13 protein-coding genes are annotated in these 14,116 nt (G+C 65.5%); 4 read left to right on the top strand and 9 right to left on the bottom strand.

Translation table 11 applies throughout. The features are described 5' to 3' along the window. Window positions 1-103: 103 nt before the first annotated feature. Window positions 104-766 (bottom strand): RlmE family RNA methyltransferase, encoded by a 663-nt coding sequence (locus BCEP18194_RS12295; RefSeq protein ID WP_011351604.1) that lies wholly within the window; start codon window positions 764-766, stop codon window positions 104-106. Between the two features lie 193 nt (window positions 767-959). Here BCEP18194_RS12295 and BCEP18194_RS12290 point away from each other — a divergent pair, with 193 nt between their 5' ends. After that, window positions 960-1,487 (top strand): YhbY family RNA-binding protein, encoded by a 528-nt coding sequence (locus tag BCEP18194_RS12290; protein WP_011351603.1) that lies wholly within the window; start codon window positions 960-962, stop codon window positions 1,485-1,487. A gap of 79 nt (window positions 1,488-1,566) precedes the next feature. On the opposite strand, the gene BCEP18194_RS12285 is transcribed toward BCEP18194_RS12290, so the two are convergent. The 8 genes from BCEP18194_RS12285 to gloB all read right to left on the bottom strand — a co-directional run bounded on the left by BCEP18194_RS12285 (window position 1,567) and on the right by gloB (window position 12,054). Beyond that, on the bottom strand, window positions 1,567-2,025 hold the full coding sequence (locus BCEP18194_RS12285) for a DUF4149 domain-containing protein (RefSeq protein ID WP_011351602.1): 459 nt from the start codon (window positions 2,023-2,025) through the stop codon (window positions 1,567-1,569). A 14-nt stretch (window positions 2,026-2,039) separates the two neighbouring features. Next, entirely contained in the window at window positions 2,040-2,516 is a 477-nt protein-coding gene (gene greA / locus BCEP18194_RS12280) for a transcription elongation factor GreA (protein ID WP_011351601.1), read from the bottom strand. Between the two features lie 118 nt (window positions 2,517-2,634). Continuing rightward, on the bottom strand, window positions 2,635-5,889 hold the full coding sequence (gene carB, locus BCEP18194_RS12275) for a carbamoyl-phosphate synthase large subunit (protein WP_011351600.1): 3,255 nt from the start codon (window positions 5,887-5,889) through the stop codon (window positions 2,635-2,637). 49 nt (window positions 5,890-5,938) lie between these two features. After that, window positions 5,939-6,598 (bottom strand): leucine efflux protein LeuE, encoded by a 660-nt coding sequence (gene leuE, locus BCEP18194_RS12270; RefSeq protein WP_011351599.1) that lies wholly within the window; start codon window positions 6,596-6,598, stop codon window positions 5,939-5,941. A gap of 37 nt (window positions 6,599-6,635) precedes the next feature. Continuing rightward, window positions 6,636-7,781, bottom strand: coding sequence for a glutamine-hydrolyzing carbamoyl-phosphate synthase small subunit (gene carA / locus BCEP18194_RS12265; RefSeq protein ID WP_041492797.1), 1,146 nt, complete (start codon window positions 7,779-7,781; stop codon window positions 6,636-6,638). 365 nt (window positions 7,782-8,146) lie between these two features. Next, window positions 8,147-9,364 (bottom strand): MFS transporter, encoded by a 1,218-nt coding sequence (locus tag BCEP18194_RS12260; RefSeq protein WP_011351597.1) that lies wholly within the window; start codon window positions 9,362-9,364, stop codon window positions 8,147-8,149. Between the two features lie 157 nt (window positions 9,365-9,521). Beyond that, window positions 9,522-11,096 carry a transglycosylase SLT domain-containing protein gene (locus BCEP18194_RS12255; protein WP_011351596.1) on the bottom strand — a complete coding sequence of 525 codons (1,575 nt, stop codon included), beginning with the start codon at window positions 11,094-11,096 and terminating at the stop codon, window positions 9,522-9,524. A gap of 151 nt (window positions 11,097-11,247) precedes the next feature. After that, a complete protein-coding gene (gene gloB, locus BCEP18194_RS12250; protein ID WP_011351595.1) occupies window positions 11,248-12,054 on the bottom strand; it encodes a hydroxyacylglutathione hydrolase in 807 nt (268 codons plus the stop codon). A gap of 18 nt (window positions 12,055-12,072) precedes the next feature. Between gloB and BCEP18194_RS12245 the strand changes: the two genes are divergently transcribed. The 3 genes from BCEP18194_RS12245 to dnaQ are packed head-to-tail and all read left to right on the top strand — an operon-like array spanning window position 12,073 to window position 14,098. Beyond that, a complete protein-coding gene (locus BCEP18194_RS12245; protein ID WP_011351594.1) occupies window positions 12,073-12,885 on the top strand; it encodes a class I SAM-dependent methyltransferase in 813 nt (270 codons plus the stop codon). Beyond that, window positions 12,882-13,325, top strand: coding sequence for a ribonuclease HI (rnhA, locus tag BCEP18194_RS12240; RefSeq protein WP_011351593.1), 444 nt, complete (start codon window positions 12,882-12,884; stop codon window positions 13,323-13,325). Before BCEP18194_RS12245 ends, rnhA begins: the two co-directional genes overlap by 4 nt. 38 nt (window positions 13,326-13,363) lie before the next feature. Beyond that, complete coding sequence (gene dnaQ, locus BCEP18194_RS12235) at window positions 13,364-14,098, top strand: DNA polymerase III subunit epsilon (protein ID WP_011351592.1); 735 nt, start codon at window positions 13,364-13,366, stop codon at window positions 14,096-14,098. The last annotated feature ends 18 nt before the right edge of the window (window positions 14,099-14,116 follow it).

The raw sequence follows: 14,116 nt of genomic DNA, 5'->3' as shown, positions 1-14,116 counted from the left end.
TAATCCAGTCCGACCACCCTCGCCATAAGCATTGACAACCGCCGCGATAGCGCTTCGCTTGTCTGGCAAGGGCCGGAGCCCGTTTGCGGCACCCCGTTGCGCATCAGCGCGGACGTTTCAGATGCCGACCCAAAATGAACGTTTCGGACGATTTGTCGCGGGACGCCTTCGGCTTGCGCGGCGCGACGGTCTTAAACTGCTGTTTGAATTTCTCGACGATCTGGCTGTAGCCGCTGCCGTGAAAGCATTTCACGAGCAGCGCACCGTCCGGCTTCAGATGATTCTGCGCGAATTCGAGCGCCAGATCGCATAGATGCTCGATGCGCGCCGCGTCCGCCGAGGCCACGCCAGAGAGGTTGGGGGCCATGTCGGAAATAACAAGGTCCACGTCGCGCCCTTCGAGCACTTCTTCGAGCTGGTGAAGGACTTCGTCCTCGCGGAAGTCGCCCTGGAGGAAGTGGACGTCGGCGATCGGCTCCATCGGCAGGATGTCGAGCGCCACGATCGTGCCGTCGATGCCGCCTTCGCGCTCCGTGTCGCGCTTCTTGCCCTGCGCGAGCTTGTTGCGGGCATACTGGCTCCAGCTGCCCGGCGTCGCGCCGAGGTCGACGATCACCTGGCCCGGACGGATCAGCTTGTCCTGCTCGTCGATTTCCTTCAGCTTGTACGCGGCGCGCGCGCGATAGCCCTCCCGCTGCGCCATTTTGACGTAGGGGTCGTTGATGTGGTCGTGCAGCCAGTGCTGGTTGAAGCGGTTTTTTGCCATTCGAGAGAGAGATTGCTGCTAATTGCTTCGTGAAGCCGCGCTTTTAGCGGATAATACGCGTCTTCTTCGCGCGGCTGCGGCCCCTTTTCAGGCCCAAGCCGCGATTTTACGTGGTTTCGGCGCACGGCTGACGCGGTAACTTCCCGCGATCGCTATTCGGTCAGCGCGCCCTTATTTAGATTTCGACATTTCCATGCCCGCCCTTTCGCTTTCTCCCGCCGAGCGCTCCGCGCTGCGCTCCCAGGCCCATGCGCTCAAGCCCGTCGTGCTGATCGGCGCCGAAGGGCTGACCGACGCCGTGCTGAAGGAAATCAAGGTGCACCTCGACGCGCACCAGTTGATCAAGATCCGCGTGTTCGGCGACGAGCGCGACGAGCGCATCGCGATCTACGACGAGATCTGCGATCGCCTGAGCGCGGCGCCGATCCAGCACATCGGCAAGCTGCTGGTGATCTGGAAACCCGAAGCCGCCGTGGCGGCCCCGGCCCGCGGCCGTCGTGCCGGCACCGTGCCGAGCGCGGCCGAAGCCATCGACGACAAGAAAGGCCGTGCACCGCGCACCGTCAAGGTCGTCAAGGTGTCGCCGAACGCGAGCCCGGTGCGCCGCCCGAAGCCGACGAAGGTCGTCGTGCGCGGCAACGAGCGCGTGACGGCAGGCGGTAACGTGAAGCGCGCCAAGAAGCGCCAGGCCAGCACGAAGCGTCCGTTCCAGGACAAGTAAGCATCGAGGCGGTACGGCTGCGCCGTGCCGCCGCCCTGCCCGCAGGCCCGGCATCGGCCGGGCCTGCGCGGCATTTGCGTCAGGCGTCGCGCGCCGGCAGACGCCAGATCAGCATCAGCCCCAGCACACTCTCGACCAGGTAGAACACGCTCGAGACGCCGTGCAGCATCCCGAAGCGGCTCGCATACGGCGAGTTTGCGATATCGGTGCCCGCATCCATCGCGGCTACCCGCAGCGCGTTCATGAACGGCTGCAGCGCGAAATACCCGACCAGCACGCACACGACCATCGCGGCGACGACCCAGCGCACGCGGCGATATTCGTTGCTGCCCCGCCGCACCTGCTGGTTCGACAGCGCGAGCAGCAGCACACCACATACGACACCGAGGATCGCCTCGATACGGAACAGCTGGGCGGCGACCGAACCGGCCGTCATCCGCTCCAGCGTTTTGAACAGCACGGGCGCGACCGCATACCCGATCGTCAGCAGGCTGCCGACCCATACGGCCGACAGCAGACGGAACACGCGATGCGGCATCACGTTGCCCCGCTTCAGATGTAGCTGACCGAGATGATTTCGTACTCGCGCACGCCGCTCGGCGCCTGCACGGCCGCGACGTCGCCTTCGGACTTGCCGATCAGTGCGCGTGCGATCGGCGAGCTGACCGAGATCAGGCCGTGATCGATATCGGCTTCGTCGTCGCCGACGATCTGATACTTGACGGTATCGCCCGACTCGAGATCCTCGAGTTCGACGGTCGATGCGAAAACCACACGGCCTTCGGCATCGAGCACAGTCGGATCGATGACCTGCGCAGCCGACAGCTTCGATTCGAGTTCCGCGATACGACCCTCGATGAAGCCCTGCTTTTCCTTCGCAGCATCGTATTCGGCGTTTTCGGACAGATCGCCCTGTGCGCGGGCCTCCGAGATCGCGTTGATCACGGCCGGCCGCTCGACGGACTTGAGGCGCTGCAATTCATCGCGCAGGAGTTCTGCGCCACGCTTTGTCAACGGAATGGTGCTCATAAACGGCTCAATCGCTAAAAACGGCTATAAAAAAAATCACCGCGATTAAGCGCGTTTCCGATGCACTGGAAACACCGCCTAATCGCGGCACGTGTTGCTTCGACAGGTAACTGACTGCTTAGTTTAGGCGAGCGTGAAGACCTTGTAAATCATAGACTTCCAGATCCTTCAGGTAGCGCAAGCCTTCAACCGCCGCGCGCGCGCCCGACATCGTCGTGTAGTACGTGACCTTGTGCGCCTGCGCGCTCATGCGGATCGAACGCGAATCGGCGATCGCCTGGCGCGTTTCGTCGACCGTCGTGAACACGAGTGCGATCTCGCCGTTCTTGATCATGTCGACGATGTGCGGACGGCCGTCCTTCACCTTGTTCACGACCTTCACCGGCACGCCGGCCGCTTCGATCGCGGCAGCCGTACCCTTGGTTGCGACGATCGGGTAGCCGAGGTCGTGCAGCATGCGCGCGACTTCGACCGCCTTCGGTTTATCCGCATCCATCACGGTCAGCAGCACCGTGCCCGACTCCGGCAGGCGCGAACCGGCCGCGAGCTGCGACTTGAACAGCGCTTCGCCGAACGTCTGGCCGACACCCATCACTTCGCCGGTCGAACGCATTTCAGGCCCGAGGACCGGATCGACGCTCGGGAACTTGACGAACGGGAACACCGCTTCCTTCACGCTGAAGTACGGCGGCTCGACTTCCTTCGTCACGCCCTGCTGCGCGAGCTTCTGGCCGACCATCGCGCGCGCCGCGATCTTCGCGAGCGGCAGGCTGGTCGCCTTCGACACGTACGGCACCGTGCGCGATGCGCGCGGGTTCACTTCCAGCACGTAGATGATGTCCTGCTTCGAACCGTCCGCCTGCGGCACCTGCTGGATCGCGAACTGCACGTTCATCAGGCCGACCACGTTCAGCGCCTTTGCCATCGCGCCCGTCTGGCGCTTCAGCTCGGCCACGGTTTCCTTCGACAGCGAGTACGGCGGCAACGAGCATGCCGAGTCGCCCGAGTGGACGCCCGCCTGCTCGATGTGCTCCATCACGCCGCCGATGAACACGGCTTCGCCGTCGCAGATGCAGTCGACGTCGCACTCGATCGCGTCGTTCAGGAAGCGGTCGAGCAGCACCGGCGAATCGTTCGACACCTTCACGGCCTCGCGCATGTAGCGCTCGAGGTCGCGCGGCTCGTGGACGATTTCCATCGCGCGGCCACCCAGCACGTACGACGGGCGCACGACCAGCGGATAACCGATCTCTTCCGCGAGCGCGAGCGCTTCGTCTTCGGCGCGTGCGGTACGGTTCGGCGGCTGGCGCAGGCCGAGGTCCTGCAGCAGCTTCTGGAAGCGTTCGCGATCTTCAGCCGCGTCGATCATGTCCGGCGACGTGCCGACGATCGGCACACCGTGCGCTTCGAGGTCGAGTGCGAGCTTCAGCGGCGTCTGGCCGCCGTACTGGACGATCACGCCGACCGGCTTTTCCTTGTCGACAATCTCGAGCACGTCTTCCAGCGTCAGCGGCTCGAAGTACAGGCGGTCGGACGTGTCATAGTCGGTCGACACCGTTTCCGGGTTGCAGTTGACCATGATCGTTTCGTAGCCGTCCTCGCGCATCGCGAGCGCCGCGTGCACGCAGCAGTAGTCGAATTCGATACCCTGGCCGATCCGGTTCGGGCCGCCGCCCAGCACCATGATCTTCTTGTTGGTGGTCGGCTGCGCCTCGCACTCTTCCTCGTAGGTCGAGTACATGTACGCGGTCTTCGTCGCGAACTCGGCCGCGCAGGTGTCGACACGCTTGTAGACCGGGCGCACGTTGAGTTCGACGCGGCGCTTGCGGACGTCTTCCGGGCTCGCGCCGAGCAGCTTCGCGAGGCGGCGGTCGGAGAAGCCGCTCTGCTTCAGGTAGCGCAGTTCGTCGAACGACAGCGATGCGAGCGTGCGGCCGCCGAGCGCCTTTTCCTTCAGGACGATCTGCTCGATCTGCTCGAGGAACCACGGATCGATCGCGGTTTCCGCGTAGATTTCCTGGGCCGTCATGCCGATGCGGAATGCATCGCCGACGTACCAGATGCGGTCCGGGCCCGGCTCGTGGATCTCGATCGCGATCTCGTCGCGGTTGGTCGACTTCTCGTCGAGACCGTCGACACCGACTTCGAGGCCGCGCAGCGCCTTCTGGAACGATTCCTGGAACGTGCGGCCGATCGCCATCACTTCGCCGACCGACTTCATCTGCGTCGTCAGGCGCGAATCGGCTTCGCGGAATTTCTCGAACGCGAAGCGCGGGATCTTCGTGACGACGTAGTCGATCGTCGGCTCGAACGACGCCGGGGTCAGGCCGCCGGTGATTTCGTTCTTCAGCTCGTCGAGCGTGTAGCCGACTGCCAGCTTCGCCGCGACCTTCGCGATCGGGAAGCCCGTTGCCTTCGATGCGAGCGCCGACGAACGCGACACGCGCGGGTTCATTTCGATGACGACCATGCGGCCGTCCTTCGGGTTGATCGAGAACTGCACGTTCGAGCCGCCCGTGTCGACGCCGATCTCGCGCAGCACCGCGAGCGATGCGTTACGCAGGATCTGGTATTCCTTGTCGGTGAGCGTCTGCGCCGGCGCGACCGTGATCGAGTCGCCGGTGTGCACGCCCATCGGGTCGAGGTTCTCGATCGAGCAGACGATGATGCAGTTGTCGGCGCGGTCGCGCACGACTTCCATCTCGTATTCCTTCCAGCCGAGCAGCGACTCTTCGATCAGCAGCTCGCGCGTGGGCGAGAGATCCAGGCCGCGCTTGCAGATCTCTTCGAACTCTTCGCGGTTGTAGGCGATGCCGCCGCCCGAGCCGCCGAGCGTGAACGACGGACGGATCACGACCGGGTAGCCGCTACCGCCGGTGAGCGCCATGATCTCGGCGTGCACCTGGGTCGCTTCTTCCATCGAGTGAGCGACACCCGACTTCGCGGAACCGAGACCGATCTTGGTCATCGCGTCCTTGAACTTCTGGCGGTCTTCCGCCTTGTCGATCGCTTCCGGCGACGCACCGATCAGCTCGACGCCGAACTTCTCGAGCACGCCGTGGTGGTGCAGGTCGAGCGCACAGTTCAGCGCGGTCTGGCCGCCCATCGTCGGCAGGATCGCGTCCGGGCGCTCCTTCTCGATGATGCGTGCGACGACTTCCCACGTGATCGGCTCGATGTACGTCACGTCGGCCGTGTTCGGGTCGGTCATGATCGTCGCCGGGTTGCTGTTGACGAGAACGACCTTGTAGCCCTCCTCACGCAACGCCTTGCAAGCCTGCGCGCCCGAATAGTCGAACTCGCACGCCTGGCCGATGATGATCGGGCCGGCGCCGATGATGAGGATGCTCTTGATGTCTGTGCGTTTTGGCATGGCTTGTGAATTCAATAAGTAATCGTTGTCGTGGGTCGGCCGGCTGCGCTCAACTCATCGTGGCGAGCGCGAGCTTCACCGAGAATCCGATGAACAGGCCGCCCACGCTGCTCGCCGCGCCTGCTGCAAGCTTGCGGCGGCGGCGGAAGTGCTCGGCAAGCCGCGCACCCGCGAAGATCAGCGTGCTCAGGTACAGGAAGCTCGCGCTTTGCGCGATCGCCCCGAGCACGACGAACGACAGCGCAGGATGCGGGAATGCCGGGTCGACGAACTGGATGAAGAACGAGATGAAGAACAGGATCGCCTTCGGATTCAGCAGGCTCACGATCAGCGCCTTGCGGAACGGCCGCTCGCCGTCGACCGCGGGCGGCGCATCGACCGGCGCATGGGCCGGCGCGCGCAGCTTCTGCCACGCGCTGCGCAGCATGCCGGTGCCGATGTAGAGCAGATACGCGGCGCCGCCGTATTTCACGACGGAGAACAGCAGCGGGTTCGCCTTCAGCAGCGACGCGACGCCGGCGGCCGACAGCACCATCAGCACCGTGTCGCCGACGAACACGCCGCACGCCGCGCGATAGCCGGCCTTCACGCCGCGCTGCGCCGCGAGCGACAGCACGTACATCGAGTTCGGCCCCGGCAGCAGGATGATGAAGATCACGCCGAACACGTAGGTCCAGATATCCGTGATGCCGAGTGCGTGGCCGAACATGATGCGAATCTCCCGTCCTTCGGTTGCGTCGTTGACGTTAAGCGTTGCGCTGCTTCGCCGCGTCCATCAGCGCGGTGAAACGGTCGAACAGGTAGCCGATGTCGTGCGGGCCGGGCGACGCTTCCGGGTGGCCCTGGAAGCAGAATGCCGGCTTGTCGGTCAGCTCGAAGCCCTGCAGCGTGCCGTCGAACAGCGACACGTGCGTCACGCGCGCGTTGGCCGGCAGCGAATCCGCATCGACCGCGAAGCCGTGGTTCTGCGACGTGATCACCACGCGGCCGTCGCCGAGATCCTTCACCGGGTGGTTCGCGCCGTGGTGGCCGGTCTTCATCTTCAGCGTCTTCGCGCCGACCGCGAGGCCCATGATCTGGTGACCCAGGCAGATGCCGAAGGTCGGCACGCCGCGCTCGATGAATTGCTTCGTGGCCGCGATCGCGTAGTCACACGGCTCCGGATCGCCAGGGCCGTTCGACAGGAACACGCCGTCCGGATTCAGCGCGAGCGCATCTTCCGCGCTCGCCTGCGCCGGCAGCACCGTTACGTGGCAGCCGCGCTCCGCGAGCATGCGCAGGATGTTGTACTTGACGCCGAAATCGTATGCGACGACGCGGTACTTCGGCGCTTCCTGCATGCCGTAGCCGCCTTCGAGACGCCATTCGGTCTGCTTCCACTCGAACGGCTTCGTGGTCGACACGACCTTCGCGAGATCCATGCCCGCGAGACCCGGGAACGAGCGTGCGAGCTCGATCGCCTTCGCTTCGTCGTCCGAACCCGTCAGGATGCAGCCGTTCTGCGCGCCCTTGTCGCGCAGGATACGGGTCAGCTTGCGGGTGTCGATGCCGGCGATCGCGACGACGCCTTCGTCGCGCAGGTAATCGCCGAGCGTGCGGTCCATGCGGAAGTTCGAGGCGAGCGAGGGCAGATCACGGATGATCAGGCCGGCGGCATGGACTTTCGTGGCTTCGACGTCTTCGGCGTTGACGCCGACGTTGCCGATATGCGGATAGGTGAGCGTGACGATCTGGCGCGAGTAGCTCGGATCAGTCAGGATTTCCTGATAGCCGGTGATCGCGGTATTGAACACGACTTCGCCGATCGTGTGGCCTTCGGCCCCGATCGAATAACCACGAAAGACCGTGCCGTCGGCGAGTGCAAGCAAGGCGGGAGTAAAAGACGGCAACACGGGAGGCTCCTTGGGGAACACCCTGCTGCCGACCTGTCTACCCTGCCGCGCGAGCGCCGCGCTGCGTGGGCGCGCGTGGTCGCTTGCTGGACGCGGCCTGCGTTGTCGAGACGCGAACCCGGCGCGTGGCGCACGAGGCTTCGCGGCATCGCCCGGCAGGCGGCGTGCGGCGGATGAACGGGATGAATGAGGTGGGCGCTAGGGTGCGAGGTTGATCAGCACAAACTTTCAAATTATAGCCTGAAAATGGCCCTATCTTCAATCGATATGGCCGTCCGCTCGTGCGCGCGCCGCGTCCGGCGACGCGGCGCAACGCGCTGCGGCCCCGTTTCCGCGGCCGCCCTACCCGCCAGCGTACCGCCGGATCAGTGCGCTTGACCAGCGCCGCGCGTGGGCCAGACGTACCAGACGGCGCTCGCGAGCTGCAGCGCGAGCAGCACGCCCCATGCGGTGAAGTGCGCGGCGGCCGGATAGCGGCCGTCGACCGCCGGCCAGTGCGACAGCACCGCGCCGACACCGATCTGGAACGCAAAGATCAGCAGGAAAATCACGAGCGTGAGCGTCGTGTTCGCGCGGCCGATCAGGTGAGCGGGAAAATGCCCGGCCATCACCGCGTAGGTCAGGATGCCGACGCCACCGAACATCCCGTATGCGGCCCACAACACGGCCGGCGGCAACGGCACGCGCGCGACGATCGCAGCCTGCGTCGCGACGAACAGCGCCATGCCGACGCCGCAGAACGCATACACGGACACGCCGCGCCGCTCGAGCACGCGCGCCGCGGCGCCGAAGCCGACGCAGCCGGCCATCATCGCGAAGCCGAGCACCGACACGAGGCGCGCGGCATGCGGCGCATCGAACCCCGCGACATCGCGCAGGTACGGCCCGACCCACAGCGACTGCATCGCGTAGAACACGCCCTGCGTGACGACGGAGAACGACGAAATCTTCCAGAACGCGCGGCTGCTCAGGATGTGCCACGTGCCCTTGAACTGGCTGACGATGCCGCCCTGGTGGCGCACCTGCTTCGCCTCCGGCGCACCCAGGCCAATCGACGCCGCGACGATCACCGTCAGCACCGCGAGGCCGAAGCAGATCGCACGCCAGCTCGTCCAGCCGAGCAGCCAGGTCAGCGGCGAACCGACCATCACGCCGCCGAGGCCGCCCACGGCCATCACGAGGCCGTTGACGAGCGGCAGCCGGCCGACCGGGAAATGTTGCGCGAGCGCCTTGAACGCCGCGCCGAGGCACACCGATACGCCGACGCCGATCAGCAGCCGGCCCACCATCATCGTGCCGAGGCTGTGCGCGGCACCGAACACGGCTGCGCCGGCGGCCGCGAACAGCAGCATGCCGGCCGTCACGCGGCGGGGGCCGAAGTGGTCGAGCATCACGCCGGCCGGGATTTGCGCGCCCGCGAAGCCGAGGAAGTAGAGGCTGGTCAGCAGGCCGAGATCGGCGGCCGACAAGCCGAGCTCATGCGTGACGAACGGCGCGAAGCCCAGATTGACACCGCGAAACACATACGACACGAAATACCCGACCGAAAACAGCGCGAGCACTCTCACCTGCACCGACGACATCACTTCCCCTTGTTATATGAAGACCTTCGAAACAGCGCCCCCGCGCTGCGTACAAACAAAAACGCCGTCACCTCGGTGACGGCGTTTCCTTGCATTTCGTCGGATGATACCGCAATCGCGCAAACCGGGCCGGCCGCACGATGCGCTCGCGACTGCGTTACTTCTTCTTGCCCTTGTGCGCTGCGGCCTTGGCCGGCGCCGCTTTCGCGGGAGCCGCCTTCGCCGATTTGGCTGCTGGCTTCGCCGCGCCGCGCTTCGCGCCATGCGACTTGCCGCCCACCGCCAGGCTCGCGCGCTCGATGTGCGCACCGCCGGCCGACGTCGCGATCCGCTCCGGACCGGGTTCCGCCGGCACCGAACGGCCGACCGGCACGTGCAGCACGAGCGCCTGGCCCGGCATCGCGAGATCGCGGTGCGTGCGGTTCCACGCCTTGAGCTGGCCGACCGACACGCCGTAGCGGCCGGCGATCGCCGCCATCGACTGCTTGCGGCGCACGCGGATCAGCATCTTGCGCGTGTCGGGGACATCGGGTTCCATCGCGAGCGCGCCGTTTTCGGCGACGTCGGCGCTGATGTCCTCATCGTCGTCATCGCCGCGCGGCACGACGATCGTCGAGCCCGGCTTCAGGCGCATGCCGGCCGGAATCTTGTTGATCGACATCAGCGTATCGGCGTCCACGCCAATCTTCTCGGCGATCGCGGCCGGTCGCGCACGTTCGCTGACCGTGTAGGTGGTCCACGTCGAGAGCTGGCCGTTGTACGCCTTCAGGTTCTTCTCGAACGCCGACGCGTTGTCGAACGGCAGCAGGATCTGCGGCTCGGTCGCACCGAGGATCACCGGCTTCGAGAACGACGGGTTCAGCGAGCGGAATTCGTCGAGCGACAGGTTCGCGAGCTTCGCGGCCACCGCCACGTCGATGTCGCGCGACGTCGTGACCGTCACGAAATACGGGTGGTTCGGGATGTCCGGCAGCGCGAGGCCGTACTGCTGCGGATTCGCGATGATGTTCTTCACCGCCTGCAGCTTGGGCACGTAGTTGCGCGTCTCGTTCGGCATCCGCAGGCTCAGGTAGTCGGTCGGCAGGCCGGCCGCCTGGTTGCGCGCGATCGCGCGCTGCACGTTGCCCTCGCCCCAGTTGTACGCGGCCAGCGCGAGATACCAGTCGCCGAACATGTCATGCAGGCGCGACAGGTAGTCGAGCGCGGCGCTCGTCGACGCGAGCACGTCGCGACGCTCGTCCTGCCACATGTTGCGCTTCAGGTTGTACGTGCGGCCCGTGCCGGGCATGAACTGCCACATGCCGGCCGCCTTCGCGACCGACAGTGCCTGCGGGTTGTATGCGGACTCGATGAACGGCAGCAGCGCGAGCTCGGTCGGCATGTGACGCGCCTCGAGCTCTTCGACGATGTGGTACAGGTACTTCTGCGAGCGCTCGGTCATGCGCTGCACGTAATCCGGGCGCTGCGTGTACCACGTGGTCTGCATGTCGACGAGGTCGGTCTGCAGGTCGGGCATCTGGAAACCGCGGCGGATGCGACCCCAGAGATCGGAGTCTGCACTGGTCAGGTCGCCGACGGATTGCTTGTCGACGTCGACAGTTTCTTTGGCGGTGGCTGATTTACGGAGGTAGGTGGACGTCGCCTGCGAATCGGCGGCGTTGTTGGCGACAGGGGCCTGGCTCGCACAAGCGGCGAGCAGCAGAACCACCATCGCACTCAATATAAGTCGCATGAAAATCTCTGCTTCCGACGGCTGGAAATTGCAGGCGATACTACGGAAGTGCGTGCTTCACGTCAATAAAAACACCGAAAACTCAGCGAAATCCTACATTTGGAGCAATTTTTACAGACTCCGCTTGAGCTTTGGAGTCCTCCGGAAATCATCATCGGAACCGGTTTTTCCACTCGCGCATCAGCGTGAACGCCGTCAGACGATCCGGCACTGTTTCGTGCAACTCGGCCTCGAGCGTCGCGCGGATCGCATCGCTGTCCGCCCGCATGAACGGGTTAACGGCACGCTCATGCGCGATCGTAGTGGGCAGCGTCGGCACGCCGCGCGCGCGCAGCGCTTGCGCATCGTCGCGCCACGTGGCGAGCGCCGTATTGCCGGGCTCGCACGCGAGCGCGAAGCGGATATTGGACAGCGTATATTCGTGTGCGCAATGCACGTGCGTGTCGCCCGGCAACGCCGCGAGCGCGTCGAGCGACGCGAGCATCTGCGCGGGCGTGCCTTCGAACAGGCGGCCGCAACCGCACGAGAACAGCGTGTCGCCGCAGAACACGTGCGGCGCCGCGTTGCCCTGCCCGGCCGCCTGGAAATAGGCGATATGGCCGCGCGTATGGCCCGGCACGTCGAGCACGTCGAACGTGGCGGCGGGCGCGTCGAGCGTCACGCGATCGCCGCCCGAAAGCGGCCGCGTGACCACGCCGATCGCTTCGGCCGCGGGGCCGTAAACAGTGAGCGGAGCATCGTCCGGTTGGCTATCGCGCAGTGCCGCGACACCGCCGACGTGGTCGGCGTGATGGTGCGTGAGTAAAATAGCGGTCAACCGCCAGCCTCGTTCGGCTAGAACCCGGCGCACCGGCGCGGCTTCACCCGGATCGACGGCGATCGCATCGCGGCCGTCCGAGACGAGCCAGATATAGTTGTCATCGAATGCCGGAACCGGCACGTATTCCAGCTCGTTCATGGGCGCGCAATCATCGTTATGTCTGACCGTCAAATTATAGACTGGCCCGCCTGGACCGACTCACCGCCCGGCCGCTACGTGCTCGGCTGGGAGCAGGCGCAGCTCGACCGGATCGTGTCCGACGTCTTCGGCTTCCACGCACTGCAGCTCGGCCTGCCGCAGCTCGACGCGCTGCGCGAGAACCGCATGCCGTATCGCGGCCTCGTGCTCGATCCGGCGAGCGGCGCGAGCGCGCCGTACCAGTATCCGTGGGCGCGCGAAGCGCACGCACCCGAGCACGCGCCCGACGGCCGCAGCACGACCTGGTGCGACCTGCTCGACCTGCCGTTCGAGTCGCAGAGCGTCGACCTGATCGTGATGCCGCACACGCTCGAATTCACGTCCGACCCGCACCGGCTGCTGCGCGAGGCCGAGCGCGTGCTGATGCCGGAAGGCCAGCTCGTGATCACCGGCTTCAATTCGCTCAGCCTGTGGGGCATGCGGCAATCGTTCGGGCGCATGGCGAACCGTCCGTTCGTGCCGGCCACGCGCGACCAGATCGCGTTCATCCGGCTCAAGGACTGGATCAAGCTGCTCGGCTTCGATCTCGAACGCGGCCGCTTCGGCTGCTACCGGCCACCGCTCGTCACCGACAAGTGGCTGGCCCGCTACGGCTTCATGGAAGCCGCCGGCGACCGCTGGTGGCCGATCTTCGGCGCCGTCTACATGGTGACGGCCGTCAAGCGCGTGCGCGGCATGCGCCTCGTCGGCCAGATCAAGATGAAGAAGCCCGTGCTCGCACCGGGCCTGACGCCGGCGGCCTCCCCGACCACCCATCAAGAACATTCATGACTACCGATACCATCGACATCTATACCGACGGCGCCTGCAAGGGCAACCCCGGCCCCGGCGGCTGGGGCGCACTGATGCGCTACGGCGACAAAGAGAAGGAGCTGTTCGGCGGCGAGCCGAACACGACCAACAACCGCATGGAGCTGATGGGCGTGATCGCCGCGCTCGAAGCGCTGAAGCGGCCGTGCCAGGTGATCGTGCATACCGACTCGCAATACGTGCAGAAAGGCATCAGCGAGTGGATCCACGGCTGGAAGAAGAAAGGCTGGATCACCGCGGCAAAGACGCCCGTGAAGAACGCCGACCTGTGGAAGCGGCTCGACGCGCTCGTCGCGCAGCACGAGGTCGAGTGGCGCTGGGTCAAGGGCCACGCGGGCCATCCCGAAAACGAGCGCGCGGACGCACTCGCGAATCGCGGCGTCGAATCGCTCACGGCCTGAACGCGGGCCGCTCCCCTGTTTCTATTGTTTTTCCCGACATGCGCCAGATCATTCTCGATACCGAAACCACCGGCCTGAACGCCCGCACGGGCGACCGCCTCATCGAAATCGGCTGCGTCGAGCTGCTGAACCGGCGGCTCACCGGCAACAACCTGCACTTCTACGTGAACCCCGAGCGCGACAGCGATCCGGGCGCACTGGCGGTGCACGGGCTCACGACCGAATTCCTCAGCGACAAGCCGAAATTCGCGGAAGTCGCCAACCAGATTCGCGACTTCGTGCAGGACGCCGAGCTGATCATCCACAACGCGCCGTTCGACCTTGGCTTCCTCGACGCGGAATTCGCGCGGCTCGACCTGCCGCCGTTCACCAAGCATTGCGGCGGCGTGATCGACACGCTGGTGCAGGCCAAGCAGATGTTCCCGGGCAAGCGCAACTCGCTCGACGCGCTGTGCGACCGCTTCGGCATCAGCAACGCGCACCGCACGCTGCACGGCGCACTGCTCGACTCGGAGCTGCTCGCCGAGGTGTATCTCGCGATGACGCGCGGCCAGGACAGCCTCGTGATCGACATGCTCGACGACGCGGGCGCCGACGGCGGTGCGGGCAATGGTCAGCGCGTGTCGCTCGCGGCGCTCGACCTGCCCGTGGTGGCCGCGAGCGACGACGAACTCGCCGCCCACCAGGCGCAGCTCGACGAGCTCGACAAGTCAGTCAAGGGCACCTGCGTGTGGCGCACGTCGGCCGACGCAGGTGCTGCAGAAACGGCTTAAGGCAGGCACACGGTGCGG

The sequence above is a fragment of the Burkholderia lata genome, assembly GCF_000012945.1.
Classification (GTDB): Bacteria; Pseudomonadota; Gammaproteobacteria; order Burkholderiales; family Burkholderiaceae; genus Burkholderia; species Burkholderia lata.
Note: the sequence above shows the minus strand (reverse complement) of the source record. Positions and strands in the feature narration are given on the sequence as shown.